Annotated in this window: 15 protein-coding genes; 12 read left to right on the top strand and 3 right to left on the bottom strand. The window is 63.6% G+C overall.

Annotated features, from left to right (window positions below):
* The first annotated feature begins 139 nt into the window (after positions 1 to 139).
* Genes infC through DAD186_RS07770 form a run of 5 tightly spaced genes read left to right on the top strand, consistent with a single transcriptional unit; the run spans position 140 to position 4,335 of the window.
* Positions 140 to 676, top strand: a complete 537-nt coding sequence (gene infC, locus DAD186_RS07790; RefSeq protein ID WP_317889369.1) for a translation initiation factor IF-3 — start codon at positions 140 to 142, stop codon at positions 674 to 676.
* A gap of 30 nt (positions 677 to 706) precedes the next feature.
* Positions 707 to 901, top strand: coding sequence for a 50S ribosomal protein L35 (rpmI, locus tag DAD186_RS07785; RefSeq protein ID WP_065248181.1), 195 nt, complete (start codon positions 707 to 709; stop codon positions 899 to 901).
* Between the two features lie 49 nt (positions 902 to 950).
* Positions 951 to 1,331: a 50S ribosomal protein L20 gene (gene rplT, locus DAD186_RS07780; RefSeq protein ID WP_065248180.1), complete on the top strand. Its 381-nt coding sequence runs from the start codon at positions 951 to 953 to the stop codon at positions 1,329 to 1,331.
* Between the two features lie 8 nt (positions 1,332 to 1,339).
* The gene (locus DAD186_RS07775) at positions 1,340 to 2,215 is read left to right on the top strand and encodes a TrmH family RNA methyltransferase (protein WP_065248179.1); all 876 of its coding nucleotides are present in this window, start codon (positions 1,340 to 1,342) and stop codon (positions 2,213 to 2,215) included.
* Between the two features lie 14 nt (positions 2,216 to 2,229).
* Positions 2,230 to 4,335, top strand: a complete 2,106-nt coding sequence (locus DAD186_RS07770) for a bifunctional copper resistance protein CopD/cytochrome c oxidase assembly protein (protein WP_157457117.1) — start codon at positions 2,230 to 2,232, stop codon at positions 4,333 to 4,335.
* Here DAD186_RS07770 and DAD186_RS07765 read toward each other — a convergent pair.
* Positions 4,323 to 5,711, bottom strand: coding sequence for a family 4 glycosyl hydrolase (locus DAD186_RS07765; protein ID WP_065248177.1), 1,389 nt, complete (start codon positions 5,709 to 5,711; stop codon positions 4,323 to 4,325). The two genes, DAD186_RS07770 and DAD186_RS07765, sit on opposite strands and share 13 nt — an antisense overlap.
* Before the next feature lie 92 nt (positions 5,712 to 5,803).
* Between DAD186_RS07765 and DAD186_RS07760 the strand changes: the two genes are divergently transcribed.
* Positions 5,804 to 6,808: a carbohydrate kinase family protein gene (locus DAD186_RS07760; protein WP_236886305.1), complete on the top strand. Its 1,005-nt coding sequence runs from the start codon at positions 5,804 to 5,806 to the stop codon at positions 6,806 to 6,808.
* Positions 6,809 to 6,821: 13 nt separating this feature from the next.
* On the opposite strand, the gene DAD186_RS07755 is transcribed toward DAD186_RS07760, so the two are convergent.
* Together DAD186_RS07755 and DAD186_RS07750 are read right to left on the bottom strand one after the other, a co-directional pair.
* Entirely contained in the window at positions 6,822 to 7,457 is a 636-nt protein-coding gene (locus DAD186_RS07755) for an MBL fold metallo-hydrolase (RefSeq protein WP_065248175.1), read from the bottom strand.
* 40 nt (positions 7,458 to 7,497) lie between these two features.
* Positions 7,498 to 8,601, bottom strand: a complete 1,104-nt coding sequence (locus tag DAD186_RS07750) for an S-(hydroxymethyl)mycothiol dehydrogenase (RefSeq protein ID WP_065248174.1) — start codon at positions 8,599 to 8,601, stop codon at positions 7,498 to 7,500.
* Between the two features lie 263 nt (positions 8,602 to 8,864).
* Between DAD186_RS07750 and pheS the strand changes: the two genes are divergently transcribed.
* From pheS to tyrS, 6 genes are all read left to right on the top strand, one after another.
* The gene (gene pheS, locus DAD186_RS07745; RefSeq protein WP_065248798.1) at positions 8,865 to 9,935 is read left to right on the top strand and encodes a phenylalanine--tRNA ligase subunit alpha; all 1,071 of its coding nucleotides are present in this window, start codon (positions 8,865 to 8,867) and stop codon (positions 9,933 to 9,935) included.
* Between the two features lie 3 nt (positions 9,936 to 9,938).
* Entirely contained in the window at positions 9,939 to 12,530 is a 2,592-nt protein-coding gene (pheT, locus tag DAD186_RS07740) for a phenylalanine--tRNA ligase subunit beta (protein ID WP_065248173.1), read from the top strand.
* Positions 12,531 to 12,740: 210 nt separating this feature from the next.
* Entirely contained in the window at positions 12,741 to 13,283 is a 543-nt protein-coding gene (locus tag DAD186_RS07735) for an arginine repressor (protein WP_065248172.1), read from the top strand.
* Between the two features lie 44 nt (positions 13,284 to 13,327).
* Positions 13,328 to 14,575: an argininosuccinate synthase gene (locus DAD186_RS07730; protein ID WP_065248171.1), complete on the top strand. Its 1,248-nt coding sequence runs from the start codon at positions 13,328 to 13,330 to the stop codon at positions 14,573 to 14,575.
* The gene (argH, locus tag DAD186_RS07725) at positions 14,575 to 16,041 is read left to right on the top strand and encodes an argininosuccinate lyase (protein ID WP_065248170.1); all 1,467 of its coding nucleotides are present in this window, start codon (positions 14,575 to 14,577) and stop codon (positions 16,039 to 16,041) included. Before DAD186_RS07730 ends, argH begins: the two co-directional genes overlap by 1 nt.
* Positions 16,042 to 16,113: 72 nt before the next feature.
* Entirely contained in the window at positions 16,114 to 17,388 is a 1,275-nt protein-coding gene (tyrS, locus tag DAD186_RS07720; protein WP_065248169.1) for a tyrosine--tRNA ligase, read from the top strand.
* Positions 17,389 to 17,814 lie beyond the last annotated feature (426 nt).

Below are 17,814 nucleotides of genomic sequence, written 5' to 3'. Positions count from 1 at the left end.
ACTCACGCACCCTCGCGTGAGTTGGGCCTCCGCATGCACGGGGGCCTTTTTTGTTGTTCCAGGCATTTCTATTGTGTGAGGAGCAGTCATCAGCGAACAGCGAATCAACGGGCAGATCCGCTCGCCCAAGGTCCTTCTCGTGGGACCCAACGGCGAACAGGTCGGGGAAGTCCGTATCGAAGACGCGTTGCGTCTCGCAAACGAAGCCGATCTCGACCTCGTCGAGGTTGCTCCGGGTGCGAAGCCGCCGGTCGCACGCCTCATGGACTACGGAAAGTTCAAGTACGAAGCGAAGCTCAAGGCTCGCGAGGCGCGCAAGAACCAGGTCAATGCCCAGCAGAAGGAAATCCGCATGGGCCTCAAAATTGACACGCACGATTACGAGACCAAGAAGCGCAACGTCGAGAAGTTCCTCAACGGTGGCGACAAGGTCAAGGTCATGATTCGATTCCGTGGCCGCGAGCAGTCGCGCCCCGAGATGGGCATGAAGCTCATGCAGCGTATGGCTGAAGACGTCGCCGAGTCTGGCTTCGTTGAATCCCACCCGCGCGTCGATGGCCGCACCATGGTCATGGTGCTCGGTCCGCACAAGAAGAAGTCCCAGGCTCGTGCCGAAGCCCGCAAGCGCAAGAGCGACGCGGAAAAGGCCGCAGCGAAGGAAGCCAGCGCCAAGTAAGGCGCGTGAACTAGAAGGAGAACAGGCACTATGCCGAAGAACAAGACGCACTCCGGTGCTAAGAAGCGCATCCGCATCACCGGCTCCGGCAAGCTGCAGCGCCAGCGCGCAAACGCCTACCACAAGGCCGAGGCCAAGACCTCGCGTCACCAGCGCCGCCTCGCCGGCGTGACCGACGTTGCCAAGAGCGACGTCAAGAACCTCAAGCGCATGCTTGGCCGCTGATTTTTCAGCATCCACTTAAGACTTTTCATTTCGACCAAAGGAGAATCACGTGGCACGCGTGAAGAGGGCGGTCAACGCCAAGAAGAAGCGCAGGGAGATCCTCGATCAGGCCTCCGGTTACGGCGGCCAGCGCTCGCGCCTTTACCGTAAGGCGAAGGAGCAGGTGCTCCACTCGGGTACCTACAGCTACCGCGACCGCAAGGTCCGCAAGAGCGACTTCCGTCGCCTCTGGATCCAGCGCATCAACGCTGCGGCTCGCGCCAACGGCATGACCTACAACCGCTTCATCCAGGGCCTCGGCCTTGCCGGTGTTGAGGTTGATCGCCGCATGCTCGCCGAGCTCGCCGTGAACGACTCGGCCGCTTTCGCCCAGCTCGTGGAAATCGCGAAGAACGCCCTCCCGAAGGACGTCAACGCCCCGGCAGCCTGACCTGCCCCATGACATACTCTGAGCGCCCGGAGGGTGCGATGCTGACGCCGCGCAGTGCGCGAGTCGCGAAGATCGCCGCCCTTTCCGGGCGCTCAGTGCGTCAACGTGAGGGTCGCTTTCGCGTGGAGGGCCCGCAAGCGGTGCGCGCCCTTCTCGAACGGGAAGTTCAGGAGAAGTCCGAGGGCCGCTCCGGCATCCTCGAGGAGCTCTATCTCACCGACAAGGTGCGGATCGCACACCCCGAGCTCGAGCACCTCGCCGAGCGCGTGAGTATTCGCCCACGCCCCGCTACGCCCGAGGTGATCGAGGCGATGGTTCGCGAGCAGGGGCACCAGAGCGTCGCGCACCCTCAGGGCGCGATCGCCGTCGCGCGAAGTCTCGAGCTCGACTGGCGCGACCTGCTCGACGACCTGGGAGAAGGCCCCTGCACAATCGTCGTGTGCGAGCGTCTTCAGGACCCGGGTAACGCGGGGCTCGTCATGCGCACGTCCGACGCTTCCGGAGCCCACGCCGTTTTCTTCTCCGAAGGCTCTGCCGATCCGCTCGCCCCCAAGGTCGTGCGCGCGAGTGCAGGAAGCCTGTTCCAAGTGCCGTTCGCCCGCAGAGTGCCCATGGAGGAGTTCCTCGGCGAACTTCGCGCACGAGGCATCGCGACGGCAGCAACCAGTCCCCGCGGCGCCGAAAACCTCTTTGAATGGGAACCGCCTGAGCGCCTTGCTTGGCTCATGGGCAACGAAGCGCACGGGCTCGAGGAAGCGACTCTCGAGGCCGCCGATTCACGGGTCGCCATCCCCATCTTCGGAAGCGCCGAATCTCTGAACCTCGCGACCGCAGCGACACTGTGCCTCTTTGAATCGGCGCGCACACGGGCGGGTGCCAGGTGAAAAGTCTTTCGCGCGTGCTCCTCCCGCTCAGTGCCCTCGTAGTGATCGCCGGAGGACTCGCTGGAATCCTTGGCCTTGCAGTGACGGGCGAGAGTAACGGCCTCCTCGCAAGTCATTTCGGGACGCTCACGAACAATCTCATTGTGATCGTGAAGGTGGGCGAGTATCTCGCCCTTTCCCTCGCTTTCGGCTATGCACTCACGCTGAGTCTTTTCCAACCCGGACGTGGCCGCACACGTGGGCACGCCAGCCCACCTCTGACCGATGAGCAGAACCGTCAAAGGCGACTCGCTGCGCGTTTCACTCTCGGCTACGCCGTTCTCCTCACACTCGGCACCTACCTCACGTACGCGAATGCTCGGGCCTCGTTTTCGCCCGCGCAGCTTGGCTACTTCGTGTGGAAAACTGACCTTGGCCGCGCAACTGTGTGGGCGCTTGTGTTTGCGATCCTTGCCGCCGTGATCGGTGCCTTTTCGAGGCGGCTTCGCGGGGCGGGGTGGCTCACCGCGATGCTCGTGCTCAGCGTCGTTGCCCTCGGCTTCCTCGGGCACGCGGGAAACTCTACTGACCATCTCAACGCCGTGAATGCGATGATCGCCCACCTCCTGGGCGTCCTCACGTGGCTCGGCCCGCTTCTCGTGTTCCTCACAGAAGCGCACCGCACTGATACGGCCACCCTGAAAATTTGGCTTGAGCGCTACTCCCCGTGGGCGCTCTTTGCGATTTTTGCGCTCGCCTACTCGGGCATCATCAACGCGGCAATTCGCCTCGATACCCCCACGCAATTCGTGACCACCCGCTACGGGTGGCTGGTTCTCCTCAAGGCCATCCTCACGGTCGTGATCGCCGCATTCGGCTACGCGCAAAGGCGCCGCGTTCTCGAACCTCTCGCGGATGCTCACGTTGATCGCACGCACGGCACCGAGGCGCAGGCAACCGTCGGAACTCACAGTGACCGTGCCGGACGCACTCACCAGATTGATCACGGCGGTTCTAACCCCCGCCGAGCGTTCGCGCGGATCGCTCGAGTGGAAGTGCTCACCGCCGCCGTCATCATCGGTGCCTCGAGTGCGCTTGGACGTTCTCAGCCGCCCGTGCCCCAGTACGTTCCGCGCGAGGCCTATCGCGTACTTTCCCTTGTGGGCTACGAGCCTCCGCGCGGCGAGTACACGCTCCTCAGTCTCATTACCGTGTGGCAGATGGACTGGATGTTCACGGCCATCGCCGCGCTCTTCGCACTCCTGTACCTCGCGGGTCTTTACCGTCTGCGGGCTCGCGGCGACGACTGGCCCCTCTCGCGCACCCTCTTCTGGCTCGCTGGTTGCCTCGCCCTCTTCTGGGTCATGAGCGGGGGTGCCGCGGCGTTTGGGCGTGTGCGCTTCGATGCGCACATGACCCAACACATGGCACTCATGGTCATCGTGCCGCCGCTGCTCGTGCTCGGCGCACCCGTCACGATGCTCAGCCGCGCCGCGAAGCCCCGCACCGACGGCTCACGCGGCATGCGTGAATGGGTGCTCGCGATCCTCCACACGCGCTACTCCGCCATCGTGTCGAGCCCGCCCATCGCTGGTTTCCTCTTCGCGGGATCTCTCGTGCTGTTCTACTTCACGCCCCTCTTCACGTGGGCGATGTTCGAGCACGTGGGGCACCTGCTCATGACCGTGCACTTCCTGCTCGCGGGCTACCTGTTCGCGTGGGTCATCATCGGTATCGACCCGGCACACAAACCAATCAGCCCCGTGCTTAAGCTCGTCACCCTCCTCGTGACCCTCACATTCCACGCCTTTTTCGGGATCGCTGTCGTGAGCGCCACGTGGCTTATCGGCGGGGAGTGGTACACACTCCTCGATCTTTTCCCGCGCGCCGAACTCGAGCGTCAGCAATTTGCGGGCGGCTCAATCATGTGGGGCATCAGTGAGGTCCCCACGGCGTTTTACGCTCTTATCGCGGGGATTCAATGGTCACGGAGCGAAGAGCGCGCCGCCCGCAATTACGACCGAAAGGCCGAGCGCGATGGCGGCGCGGAGCTCGAAAACTACAACGCCTACCTGCGCTCCCTTCACCACGGTGAGGAAGCACAGGCAGGCGTTCAGGAAGGTCCCGTTCAGCGGAGGTAGGAGAGGTCCTCGGCGAAACTCTCTTTGGCTTTCGCGAAAAGTTCGCGTGCGACTCCCACGCCGTCCACAAGGGGGTGCGAGAAGAAGGCTTCCACCGCGAGGGCGGAGCTTCCTTCACGCGAGGCCGCAATTACGGTGCGCTCGGCGTTCTTGACCTCGGTCACGAGTGCGAGCTGGTGGCCCGAAAGCGGTGTGACCTCGAGGGGGGTAGCGCCGTTCGCGTCAATGCGGCACGGTGCTTCCACAACGGCATCGTCCGGCAGCGAGGGGATGCGGCCCCTGTTGGGCGTATTCACGATGAGCTCGGTTGCCTCGTCGAAGGCGAGGGCCTTCATGACGGCGAGGGCAACGCGATCGTAACCGCCCGATTCGATGTCAGCCGCCTCGCGCTCAATCCCGCCCGCAGCTTCGCGATTGGTCGCCATGTAGGTTTCCTCGCGCTCCTCGCGCGTGCGGTTCCACGCCTCGAAAGCCGCGTGCCCATCGAGGGAAGCGGCCTCGCGGTAAAACTCCGCCTGCTGACTCGCAAGGAAAATGCCGCGGGTGGCTTCCGCACGGTCGTCGGCGAGCCTCGCCTCGCGCGCGTAATAGTAGTAGTGCAGGTATTCGTTCGGCAGGGCACCGATGTGTTGGACCCATTTAGCCCCGAAGAGCTTGCCTTCTTCGAAGGATTCGATGAGGTCGGGGCGCTCAAGAACGGTGGGGAGCACGTCGCGGCCGTTCACGAGGATGCGGTGTACCCAGCCGAGGTGGTTGAGGCCGAGGTAGTCGATGTGCACGGGCCCGCCGGTCTCGAAGATGCGGGTGCTTGTGCCCCGGTCGACCTCGCCGGCTTCTTCGAGTGCCGTGAGGGCGTGGCGGGCAAGACCCACGGGCGAGTCGCAAATGCCGATCACGCGGTCGCCGAGGATTTCGCTCGAGACCTCCGTGATGATGCCCGCCGGGTTTGTGAAGTTAATGAGGTAGGCGTTCGGGGCCTCATCACGGATGGCCTCCGCAATCGCCCGTGCCACGGGAATGCCGCGCAGCGCATAACTGAGTCCACCGAAGCCGGTCGTCTCTTGGCCGAGCACACCGCAGGCGTGAGCGATGCGTTCATCCTCCGCACGGCCGTCGGTTCCCCCCACGCGGATCGCGCTGAAAACAAAGTCGGAATCGCGCACAGCATCGCGAAGGTCGGTGGCCACACGCACGCTCGGAGCGTGGGGGACGGACTCGGTCATCGCGCGCACGATGCGCTCCATGGTGTGAAGGCGCTCCTGGTTCTCATCCCATAGCGTGAGGGCTCGCACCCGCTGTTCGGAGCTGTCCTTGAGAAGCGTGCGCACCATGAGCGGGACGCGGAAGCCTCCTCCACCGAGCAGCGTGAGTTTCATGATAGAGCCTCCTCGTAGAGTCTGTGAACGGTGCGAGAGTTTTTCGCATGCCTTTGACGGGCGCCCGTGCGCGCCCTAGCCTTTTTTACGTGATGAACCTGAACCAAGGCCCAACCTGCACTGATGCGGCCACTTCGACCATATCCCCTCGAGACCTCGCGTGTGTGGGACCCGTGTTCCTCGATGTGCTCTTCACTCCCTTTGCCCAGCTGCCTCGACTTGGCGAGGAATGCCATACGGAGTCGGTTGCCCTCGCGGTGGGAGGCGCGGCGAACGTCGCACGTGCTGCCGCGGCACTGGGGATGGACGTCACGCTTGCAACGGAGCTAGGCGATGGGCCCATCACTCAGCTCGTGAAGCCCATGCTTGAAGCCGATGGGGTGGGGCTCGGGGCGAGCGTGACGCTCGAAGGCTGGGATGTCCCGTGCACCGCGGCGATCCCGCACGAGGGCGATCGCATGTTTTACACGGGTGGGCTGGCGAGCGCGCCGCTTGCCACGACAAAGCGCGTTCTCTCCGAGCAAGCGCGTCACCTCACGGTCTCGCTCGAGCGCGAGGACATGCCTCTACTCGCGGGAGAGCGGGAGCGCGGCACGCGGATTTGGGCCGACGTTGGCCACGACGACTCGGGCGCGTGGGACCCGACGATTCTTCGCCACCTCGAGCAGTGCTATGCCTTTTGCCCGAATGATGAGGAGGCCACGCGCTATACGCGCACGGATTGCGCGCGTGATGCGGCACGTGTGCTCGCCGAGCGCGTCGAGCTCGTGGTGGTCTCGCGCGGGCGCGAGGGGCTCGTCGCGATCGATTCTGGGCGCGGCGAGGTTCTAGAGAGGCCCGGTTTCACTGTGGAGCGCGCGAATGCCACGGGAGCGGGGGACACGCTTGTCGCAGCGCTCGTGACCGCGATCGCTGCGGGGCGCGCGCTCGGGGATGCACTTGACTTTGCGCAGCTTGTGGCAGCGGCGCGAGTAGCCGGTGCGGCTGCGCAGGGGATGCCGCCGGGGCGCGAGGCTCTCAGCGCCTTCGCGAGCCAATACGGGGAGAAAGAACAAGAGCTGGTCGAGGAGACCCTCGACCAGCTCTCATCGCGGTAGGTGCGGCGCTCTCTTAAAGCCAGTCGCCCTTCGCGCGCTCGCGCTCGGCACCGATCGTCGTATCCGGGCCATGGCCCGTGTGCACGATCGTCGAGTCCTCGAGCGTGAAGAGCTTCTCGCGGATGCTGTCCTCGATTTGCCCGCGGTCGCTGTACGAGCGGCCGGTGGCGCCAGGGCCTCCCTCAAAGAGCGTGTCGCCAGAGAAGAGCTGATCGGGATCGCCTTCGGTGGTGCTGCGCAGGAGGTAGCACACCGAGCCGGGGGAGTGACCCGGCGTGTGGATCACCTCGAGCTCGCGGTCCGCGATGCTGAAGGTGTCGCCATCCGAAAGATCTGCGTCCCACTCGAGGTCGCCGTGCGTGAGCGACCAGAGTTTCTTGTCGTCGGGGTGCAGGAGCATGGGCGCTTGGAAACGCTCGGCGAGTTCGGGGGCGAAGCGCGAGTGGTCGTCGTGGGCGTGCGTAAGAAGGATCGCGAGGAGCGTGCGGCCGCCCACGAGTTTGTCGATGGTGTCGATGCTGTGGGGTGCGTCGATCACGACACAGTCGTCCGCATTGCCGATCACCCACACGTTGTTTTCAACGTCGTGAGTTTCCCCGTCGAGGGTGAACGTGCCTTCTGCAACGGCATGGTCAATCCGGAGGTTCATGGTGAAGTCCTTTTCTCTCGTGTGTGCAGAGCGGGTGGGCTTAGGCTTGCGGGATTTCGACGACGCTCCGGAGGATGTCTCCGCCCTTCATGCGCTCGAATGCGCCCTCGACGTCGTCGAGAGCGATGCGTTCGGTGACGAACTCGTCGAGCGGGAGGCGGCCCTGCGCGAAGAGGTCCGCGAGGTAGGGGAAGTCGCGCTCGGGCAGGCAGTCGCCGTACCACGAGCTCTTGAGTGCGCCGCCGCGGCTGAAAACGTCGATGAGCGGAAGCGTGATTTCTGCCTTCGGGTTGGGAACGCCTACGAGAACAACACGACCAGCGAGGTCGCGGCCGTAGAACGCAGCGGTGTAGGTGGCGGGGATGCCAACGGCGTCCACGACAACATCGGCCCCAAAACCGCCCGTCAGCTCCCGGATCTTTTCGGCGACCTCTTCGGGCTCGAGGCCCTCCGTGGCAACCGTGTGCGTCGCACCGAGGGCACGGGCCTTGTCAAACTTCTTATCGTTGAGGTCGAGGACGATGATGGTGGTCGCCCCACCGAGCTTCGCACCGGCAACGGCGGCAAGGCCGACGCCACCCGCGCCGATCACCGCGACGGACTCTCCACGCTGGACTTCGCCCGTATTGAGCGTCGCACCGATTCCGGCCATGACGCCGCAGCCAAGGAGGCCGACGGCTGCTGCATCCGCATCGGGGTCCACCTTCGTGCACTGAAGTTCGTGCACGAGAGTCTTTTCGGCGAAAGCGCCGATGCCGAGGGCGGCGGTGAGTTCGGTGCCGTCCTCGAGGGTCATGGGCTTCGAAGCGTTGAACGTATCGAAGCAGTACTTCGGCTCGCCTTTTTTACACGCGCGGCACTGACCGCACACGGCGCGCCAGTTGAGGATCACGGTGTCACCCACCTCGACGTGTGTGACGTCTTTTCCGATTTCACTCACAACAGCGGTGGCTTCGTGACCGAGGAGGAAGGGGTAGTCATCGTTGATGTCGCCGTTGCGGTAGGCGAGGTCGGTGTGGCACACGCCGCATGTTTTGATGTCGACGATGACGTCGCGCGGGCCGGGCTCGGGGATCGTGATGTCAACGAGCTTTGCCGGATCGTTCGCGGCGAAGGACACGAGGCCCTGAACTGTCGTGGTCATGTGAGGAGCCTTTCTTTTCGAACGCTGGACCTATGTGGGTGCAGCGGCGCTGAGGCCATACGGCCTGCAGGCACATGTGCCGCGCATCGAGCGCGTACGACCCCCACCGTATCCTGCACGTATCATTGCAAGTGCAAAAAGCATGCACCCACGCGAGGCCCCTCGAGGACCGATGTGATCGTGCGATCGAGCGCGGGCGTGCGCGTGCCGTGTCAACGTGAGGATGTGGTGAATTCGTGTCAGATGTGACGAACAGTGTGGACATGAGCGAGGAGGCGATCGCGCGCGCGGTCGATTCCGCGCTCGCCGCGATTGCGGAGGCCACAACGTCGGCGGAAATCAAGCAGGTGCGCATTGCCCACGTAGGGGACGATTCCCCGCTTTCGCGCGCGAATCGCGGTATTAAGGATCTGCCGAAGGAGCAGAAGGCTGCAGCCGGTAAGCTCATCGGCGGTTCGAAGGGGCGCGTGCAGCAGGCGCTCGCAGCGCGCTCGAAGGAGATCGCCGAAAAGGAAGAAGCCGAGGCTCTCGCGAAGGATCGCGTGGACGTCACGACCGCCGTTGATCGGCTTCCGCGCGGTGCACGCCACCCGCTCGGGATCCTCCAAGACCGTATCGCCGACGTGTTCGTGGGGCTCGGGTGGGAGATCGCCGAAGGCCCCGAGATCGAAGCTGAATGGTTTAACTTCGACGCGCTGAACTTCGATGAAGATCACCCCGCGCGTCAGATGCAGGACACGTTTTACGTCGCGCCCGAAGGCAGCGGACAGGTGCTGCGCACGCACACCTCTCCCGTCCAGGCGCGCACCCTTCTCGAACGCGGCGTCCCGCTCTACATCGCATGCCCCGGCAAGGTGTTCCGTACCGATGAGCTCGATGCGACTCACGCACCCGTGTTCAATCAGGTCGAAGGTCTCGCGATCGATCGCGACCTCACGATGGCGGATCTCGTGGGAACGCTCGACAAGGTTGCCGAGGCGCTCTTCGGCGGTAAGCCGATCACGCGCCTTCGCCCCTCGTACTTCCCCTTCACCGAGCCGAGCGCTGAGATGGACTTCCGCTGTTTCAAGTGCGAAGCCAAGAATGGGCTTGAGGCCGATGCTGATCCGTCGTGCCGCGTGTGTAGCGGTACCGGCTGGATCGAGATGGGCGGCTGCGGCATGGTGAATCCCGCCGTGTTGCGCGCATGCGGGGTTGACCCGCATGAGTACCGCGGCTTTGCGTTCGGTCTCGGAATCGAGCGCATTCTTATGCTCCGCAATTCGGTGACCGACATGCACGACATCGTGGAGGGCGACGTGCGCTTCTCCCAGCACTACGGAACGGAGATCTGAGCAATGCCCCGCATTCCCCTTTCATGGCTCGGCGAACACGTTGAGCTCGCCGATGGCGCTAACGCCGAGGCTGTCGCAGCCTCGCTCGTCTCCGTCGGTCTCGAAGAAGAAGGTATCTTCGGCGCTCAGGTGACGGGCCCCCTCGTGGTGGGTCGCGTTCTGAATCTCGTCAAGGAGACCCACAAGAACGGCAAGACCGTCAATTGGTGCCGTGTGGATGTTGGTCCCGAACACAATGACGACAAGGACAACCCGAAGGACCCGCAGCCGGGTGACGAGGTTCCAAGTCGCGGCATCATTTGCGGCGCGCACAATTTCGTGGAGGGCGACCTGGTTGTGGTTTCTCTTCCCGGGACCGTTCTGCCTGGAAACTTCGAGATTGCCGCGCGCAAGACCTACGGTCACCTTTCCGACGGCATGATCTGCTCCACCGAGGAACTGGGGCTCGGAGAGGATACCGAGGACGGCATCATCGTTCTCGGCAAGGGTATTGCCGAGGGGATCGAGGCGAAGCCTGGCGATGATGCGATCGCCTTGTTCGGCCTTGACGAGGAGGTCGTGGAGATCAATGTGACTCCCGATCGCGGCTACTGCTTCTCCATGCGAGGCGTTGCGCGCGAGTATTCGCACGCAACCGGCCGGGCCTTTACGGATCCGGCACTCGCGATCGAGGTGCCCGAGGCAGCCGGCGAGGGCTTCGAGGTTCTGCTCGAGGATGATGCGCCCATCCGTGGCAACGTGGGAGCGACGTCTTACGTTGCGCAATGTGTGAGGGGCGTTGATACCTCAGCTCCGAGCCCTCGGTGGATGCAGCAGCGACTCACGCTTGCGGGCATGCGCCCGATTTCGCTCATCGTCGATGTCGGCAATTACGTCATGCTCGACCTTGGCCAGCCGCTGCACATGTTCGATGCCGCCAAGCTCACCGCACCGATCGTCGTGCGCCGTGCGAAGGAGGGCGAGAAACTCACGACCCTCGACGACAAGACTCGAAAGCTTCACGTCGAAGATCTCGTGGTTGCGGATTCAACGGGTGGCCACGGTGCACGCGCTGTCGCGCTCGCGGGCGTCATGGGCGGAAGCGAAACCGAGGTTGACGAAAACACCGCCGACGTCGTGATCGAAGCCGCGCATTTCGATCCGACGACCCAGGCCCGCACTGCACGCCGACACAAGCTCGTGTCAGAGGCCGGCAAGCGCGGCGAACGCGGGGTTGATCCCGAGCTCGTTGAGGTGGCGGCGTACCGGGCGGCCCAGTTACTCGTTGAATATGGCGGTGGAACGCTGGATTCGGCGCGCACCCATGCGCGCGCGGGCGAAAGCGCGCCGGTAGAGATCGCCCTTCCGCTCGACTACGCCGAGCGCGTTGTGGGCGTTGACTACACGCGAGACCAGGTTGTGGGGTCGCTCGAGAAGATTGGCTGCACCGTGACTGCCGGCAAGGACGATGGCGAGGGTGAGACCCTCGCGGTTCTTCCGCCCACGTGGCGCGGCGATCTGCGTATCCCCGAAGATCTCGTCGAGGAGATCGCGCGACTTGAGGGTTATGACGCGATCCCGTCGAGGCTCCCGTCGGCCCCCGGTGGGCGTGGCCTGACCCGTGCCCAGCGCTCACGGCGCGCCGTAGCGAATGCCCTTGCCGAGGCGGGTGCAACCGAGGTTGTGAGCTTCCCGTTCACGAACGAGAAGACCTTCTCGAAGCTTCGCCTTCCGGAGGATTCCCCGCTTCGTGAGGCAGTGCGACTTCTCAACCCGCTCGCGGATGACGAGCCGCTCATGCGCACGGCGGTCCTTGAAACGCTGCTCCCGGTCGCGCAGCGGAACCTCGCCCGTGGCGAGGACGCGGTTGCGGTGTTCGAGTTGGGGCTCGTGTTCGAAAAGCGCGGCGAGCGCGTTCCGGTTCCGAGCGCGGCTTCGCGCCCGAGTGATGCCGAGCTTGAAGAGATTGCCACGTCGCTCGCGAAGCAGGATCGCCACGTCGCGCTCGTGGCGGGCGGACCGATCACCCCGAACGGCCCTCTCACCGAGGCGCGCACGTGGGATTGGGCCGATGCGATTTCCTTCGCGCGTCGCGTTGCCGCGGCCGCAGGCACCGAGCTCGCGCTCGAGCAAGGTGAATCGAGCGCGTTCCACCCGGGCCGCACGGCGATTCTTTCGACCGCCGAAGGTGAGCGTGTGGGCGTTGCTGGCGAGCTTCACCCCGCGGTCATCAAGGCTTTCGGCCTCCCGAAGCACGCGGCGGCATTCGAACTCAATCTCGAAGCGGTGATCGACTCCGCTCCCGACGCGGTGCCGTCCGAGCCGATCTCGACCTTCCCGATTGCGAAGGAAGATTTCGCGTTTGTTGTGGATGAGGGCACCCCCGCCGAGGCCGTGCGTGCGGCGCTCATCGTGGGCATTGGCGATGTCGCGGAGGAGGTGCGACTCTTCGACGAGTACCGCGGCGATCAGGTTGCGGAAGGAAAGAAGTCGCTCGCCTTTGCGGTGCGACTGCGACCCCAAGATAAGACCCTCAAGGGCGCTGAGATCGACGAGATTCGTGCGCGCGCGATCAAGGCGGTTGCCTCTGCCGTTGGTGGTGAGTTGCGCGCATAATCTGCGCGTTTCTCGCTTCTCACGTTCGGGCCTGGCCCTTCTCTGCTGTGTACAGGGAGAGGCCAGGCCCGAGGTGTATAGTCATGCATGTGATTGCAAATCAATTCGTTTATGTGTGTCGCGCTCGCCTGCGAGAGGGTACCCGGTGGGAGGGTGCGTGTCGTGCCATGGTCGAATGCCCGACGGTAGCCGGGGCGTAAGGAGATGCCGATGAGTGAACAACCGCAGCAGCCCCAAACCAAGATCTCGCGTCAGCGCAAGATCGTCGAAATTCTCGGCCGTACCGAAGTGACCTCGCAAAGTGCCCTGCTCGCGCTCCTCGAAAAAGAGGGCGTGAGCGTCACCCAGGCCACGCTCTCGCGGGACCTCGTGGAACTTCGCGCCGAAAAAGTGCGCTCGGGCTCCGGTGCCCTCGTGTACATGCTTCCGCCCGAGGGCGGAGAACGCGTCCACAGTTTGCGTCGCCCACCCTCACAAGAGCACTATGCCGCGAGACTTCAGCGCCTCGCCGAAGAGCTTCTCGTGAGCGCAGAAGTGAGCGGCAACCTCGTTGTCGTGCGCACACCGCCCGGGGCCGCTCAATACCTCGCAAGCGCACTCGACCATTCGGTGCTGCCGTCGATCCTCGGCACGATCGCTGGGGATGACACGATCCTGATCGTCGCACGCGGCGGAGCCGAAGGCCACGAGCTTGCCGCAACTCTGCTCGAGCTGGCCGACGGCCGCCGGGCCGGAGCCGACGACCAGTCCTAAATCCCCGCGTGGCCCCTCACGCCACTCAACCCTAGGAGAAGAAAATGACCGAACGCATTGTTCTTGCCTACTCGGGCGGCCTCGATACCTCCGTCGCTATTGGATGGATCCACGACGCGACGGGCGCCGACGTGATCGCGTGCGCGGTGGACGTTGGCCAGGGAGGGGAAGACCTCGAGGTGATTCGTCAGCGTGCCCTCGACTGCGGCGCCGTGGAAGCCTACGTTGCCGATGCGCGCGACGAGTTTGCGAGCGAGTACTGCATGCCAGCGCTCAAGGCGAATGCCCTGTACATGGATGCCTACCCGGTTGTTTCTGCCCTGTCGCGCCCCGTTATTGCCAAGCACCTCGTGAAAGCGGCGAAGAAGTACGGCGCGAGCGCGGTCGCTCACGGCTGCACGGGGAAAGGTAACGATCAGGTGCGCTTCGAGGTGTCGATTACATCGCTCGCGCCCGGCCTCCAGTGCATCGCCCCCGTCCGCGATCTTGCACTCACACGTGACAAGGCGATCGACTACGCGGAGAAGCACAACCTTCCGATCACCACCACGAAGCACAACCCGTTCTCGATCGATCAGAACGTGTGGGGTCGCGCCATTGAGACGGGTTTCCTCGAGGACATCTGGAATGAGCCCACGAAGGACGTCTACAACTACACCGACGATCCAGCGTTCCCACCCGTTGCTGACGAACTCGTGCTCACTTTTGATCACGGTATTCCCGTCGCGATCGATGGCCGAGCCGTGAGCCCGCTCGAGGCGATCCAAGAGATGAATCGACGCGCAGGAGCGCAGGGAATCGGTCGTATCGACATCGTCGAGGACCGACTCGTGGGCATCAAGTCCCGCGAAATCTACGAGGCGCCAGGCGCGATGGCCCTCATTGAAGCGCATCGCGAGCTCGAACGCGTCACGCTCGAGCGTGAACAGGGCCGTTTCAAACGCGAGGTGCAGGACCGCTGGACCGATCTCGTGTACGACGGCCAGTGGTTCAGCCCCCTCAAGCGCTCCCTCGAGGCTTTTATTGAGGAAACGCAGCGCTACGTGAGCGGCGATGTGCGCCTGCGCCTCCACGGCGGTCGCGCCACGGTGACGGGGCGACGCAGCGACGCGAGCCTCTATGACTTCAACCTCGCCACTTACGACGAGGGCGACACCTTCGATCAGTCGCACGCGAAGGGCTTCATCGAGATCTACGGTCTCGGGTCGAAGCAAGCGACCGCACGTGACGAGAAGTTCGGTCACGGCCCCTCGCTCGATCCCGATGCTTCGAACAAGGGTGAGAACGAGTGATGCGCGCGGGCGAGGAGCCTCAGAAGAGCGAGAAGAGCGAGCACGAGGACGTCGCGGTTGAGCGCGTCGCCCTGTGGGGCGGACGCTTTGCTTCGGGGCCAGCTGACGTCATGGCCGCGCTCTCAAAATCCACTGACTTTGACTGGCGTCTCGCGCCTTACGACCTACGCGGTTCAAAGGCGCACGCGCGCGTCCTTGCCCGCGCGGGACTCTTGAGCGAACAGGAGCTGTGCGACATGCTCACCGCGCTCGAGGAACTCGGTCGGCAGGTGGAGAGCGGGGAGTTTACGCCGCACCTGAGCGACGAAGACGTGCATTCTGCGCTCGAGCGCGGCCTTCTCGAGATCGCCGGACCGGCCCTCGGCGGAAAACTCCGTGCGGGGCGTTCACGCAACGATCAGGTTGCCACCCTCGGACGCATGTATATCCGCGACCACGCCCGCGTGATTGCTGCCCTCGCGCTCGATGTTGTCGACGCGCTCATCGAGCAAGCGTCGGACCATCCCGAAGCCCCCATGCCGGGCCGTACCCATCTCCAGCACGCCCAACCCGTGTTGCTCGCCCACCATTTGCTCGCCCACGCGTGGCCGCTTATGCGCGACGTGGAGCGGCTGCGTGACCTGGATGCGCGTGCGGCGATCTCCCCCTACGGCTCCGGCGCACTCGCCGGTTCCTCGCTCGGGCTCGACCCGGAAGCCGTTGCCGAGGAGCTCGGATTTGCGGGAGCGAGCGAGAACTCGATCGACGGTACGGCTTCGCGCGATGTCTACGCCGAATACTCCTGGTGCCTCACGATGCTCGGTGTGGATCTCTCACGGCTCTCCGAAGAGATCATCGTGTGGAACACGAAGGAGTTCGACTTCGTGACGCTTGATGACGCATTCTCCACCGGATCTTCGATCATGCCGCAGAAGAAGAATCCCGACGTAGCGGAACTGACGCGAGGCAAGGCGGGGCGCTTCATCGGCGATCTCGCGGGCCTTCTCGCGACCCTCAAAGCCATGCCGCTCGCGTACAACCGCGACCTCCAAGAGGACAAAGAGCCGATGTTCGATCAAACCGATCAACTCGAGCTTCTCCTGCCCGCCTTTGCGGGCATGGTGCGTACGTTGACTTTTCACACCGAGCGTATGGCATACCTCGCCCCGCGCGGGTTCGCCCTTGCGACCGACATCGCCGAATGGCTCGTGCGCCAAGGCGTCCCTTTCCGGGAGGCGCACGAGATTTCGGGCGCATGCGTGCAACGTGCAGAGTCACGCGGCGAGGAACTGTGGGAATTGAGCGACGACGACCTCGCATCGGTGTCGCCGCACCTCACTCCTGAAGTGCGCGGGGTACTCACCACCCTCGGCTCGATCGATTCCCGTTCCTCGAAGGGGGGAACGGGCCGCACGAGCGTTGCGGCGCAACTCGAGAACGCAAAAGTGACGTCGGCCAGCCTAAGGGAGTTCGCCAAGGCGCTTTAGCGCGTGTGCGCTACTGTGGAATGGATGCGCGGCGCATTGTGGCCGCCCCGACGAAAGGAATGGAGACGCACGATGGTTAACATCGTTGACGAGCTTGAATGGCGTGGCCTGCTGGTGAACTCGACCGGTATCGAGGAAATCCGTACCGCAGCACATGAAGGCCCGCTCAAGCTCTATTGCGGCTTCGATCCCACCGCCTCGTCGCTTCACGTCGGGCACCTGACCCAGATCCTCACGATGCGCCGATTCCAGCTCGCGGGCAACAAGCCGTTTGCTCTCGTGGGTGGCGCCACTGGTCTCGTGGGTGATCCTCGCATGTCCGGTGAGCGCAAGATGAACTCGGCCGACATCGTTGCAACGTGGGTTGAATCGCTTCGCGGCCAGATCGAACGCTTCCTCGACCCCGAGGGTGAATTCGGCGTGACGATGGTGAATAACTACGACTGGACGAAGGATCTCAATGTCCTGAGCTTCCTTCGCGACTACGGCTCGCAGTTCCGCATGGGCACGATGCTCTCGAAAGACATTGTCGCCAAGCGTCTCAATTCGGAAGAAGGGCTCAGCTACCTCGAGTTTTCCTACCAGATTCTCCAGGCGATGGACTTCCTCGAACTTTACCGGCGCTACGGCGTGACGCTTCAGTACGGCGGTAATGACCAGTGGGGCAATATCGTTGGTGGCGCGGATCTGATCCGCAAGGTCGAGGGTGTGCAGACCCATGCCCTCACGACCCCGCTCGTGACGAAGGCGGATGGTACGAAATTTGGCAAGAGTGAGGGCGGGGCCGTGTGGCTCGATCCCGAGCTTACGAGCCCGTACGCCTTCCACCAGTTCTGGCTCGGTGCTGACGATCGCGACGTACTCAAATACCTGCGGTTCTTTACGTTCCGCCCCGAGGAGGAACTCGCGGCGGTTGAATCGGCCACGGCTGAGCGTCCGCACGAGCGTGCGGCGCAGAAACTTCTCGCCGACGATATGACCACGCTCGTGCATGGCGAGCAGGCCACTGCGCAAGCGAAGGCGGCGGCATCGGTTCTGTTTGGGCGGGGAGACGTGCGTGAGCTCGACGGCCCGACGGTTGCCGTGATTGCGGGAGAACTCCCGTGTGTAGAGCTTCCTGGCACGGCAAAACTGGTCGAGGCCTACACAGCCACGGAGCTCTTGACCTCAAACGGTGCTGTGCGCAGGGCTCTTAAAGAGGGCGGCCTTTCGGTCAACGGCGAGAAGATTGCCGGCGACGTTGAGGTCCTCGAAACAGAGCTCGGCGGCTACGACTCGCTTGCCGGCGGCTATCTGCTTCTTCGCCGCGGCAAGAAGAACGCCGCAATGGTGAGGATCGTGAGTTGAGCGCTCGGTAAACAGCAGCTGAACACAAGCAAAAGGCGCCCGTTGCCCCTCGTATAGGGGTGGCGGGCGCTTCACTTTGTGGCGGTGGGCACGCGTGAGGCTTCGGGGCTTGACCGGGGGTGAGACCTCGCGTAATGTTTTTGTTCGTTGGTTCGAGGAAACGAAGAAATTCGCTCTTGAATCGCGACCGCAAGTGGCCGTCGTGGAGATCGTGCGCGAACCCCGGGTGAGCATCCGGTGAAGAGTGGCGTGGAACACGGCAGGTTGGCTTGACCGGATCGGGAAGGGTTGCTAAACTAGTGACTCGCGCCGAGAGGTCAAGAAAAACTTCCGGTGAACATTAGCTCCTCGTGAGCCCCTGAAGTAGGGGTTCGTGAGGTGTGCGCATGTTGTTTGATATCTCAATAGTGTGTCTGTTTATTGATG

Source organism: Dermabacter vaginalis (assembly GCF_001678905.1).
Taxonomy (GTDB): Bacteria; Actinomycetota; Actinomycetes; order Actinomycetales; family Dermabacteraceae; genus Dermabacter; species Dermabacter vaginalis.
This window is presented reverse-complemented; position numbering and strand designations above follow the sequence as displayed.

Excerpts from the sequence above, each read along its gene's own strand:
- rpmI (WP_065248181.1), top strand. The coding sequence starts at position 707 with ATGCCGAAGAACAAGACGCACTCCGGTGCTAAGAAGCGCATCCGCATC.
- DAD186_RS07775 (WP_065248179.1), top strand. The coding sequence starts at position 1,340 with ATGACATACTCTGAGCGCCCGGAGGGTGCGATGCTGACGCCGCGCAGT.
- DAD186_RS07765 (WP_065248177.1), bottom strand. The coding sequence starts at position 5,711 with ATGAAACTCACGCTGCTCGGTGGAGGAGGCTTCCGCGTCCCGCTCATG.
- DAD186_RS07760 (WP_236886305.1), top strand. The coding sequence starts at position 5,804 with ATGAACCTGAACCAAGGCCCAACCTGCACTGATGCGGCCACTTCGACC.
- DAD186_RS07755 (WP_065248175.1), bottom strand. The coding sequence starts at position 7,457 with ATGAACCTCCGGATTGACCATGCCGTTGCAGAAGGCACGTTCACCCTC.
- DAD186_RS07750 (WP_065248174.1), bottom strand. The coding sequence starts at position 8,601 with ATGACCACGACAGTTCAGGGCCTCGTGTCCTTCGCCGCGAACGATCCG.
- pheS (WP_065248798.1), top strand. The coding sequence starts at position 8,865 with ATGAGCGAGGAGGCGATCGCGCGCGCGGTCGATTCCGCGCTCGCCGCG.
- pheT (WP_065248173.1), top strand. The coding sequence starts at position 9,939 with ATGCCCCGCATTCCCCTTTCATGGCTCGGCGAACACGTTGAGCTCGCC.
- DAD186_RS07735 (WP_065248172.1), top strand. The coding sequence starts at position 12,741 with ATGAGTGAACAACCGCAGCAGCCCCAAACCAAGATCTCGCGTCAGCGC.
- DAD186_RS07730 (WP_065248171.1), top strand. The coding sequence starts at position 13,328 with ATGACCGAACGCATTGTTCTTGCCTACTCGGGCGGCCTCGATACCTCC.
- argH (WP_065248170.1), top strand. The coding sequence starts at position 14,575 with ATGCGCGCGGGCGAGGAGCCTCAGAAGAGCGAGAAGAGCGAGCACGAG.
- tyrS (WP_065248169.1), top strand. The coding sequence starts at position 16,114 with ATGGTTAACATCGTTGACGAGCTTGAATGGCGTGGCCTGCTGGTGAAC.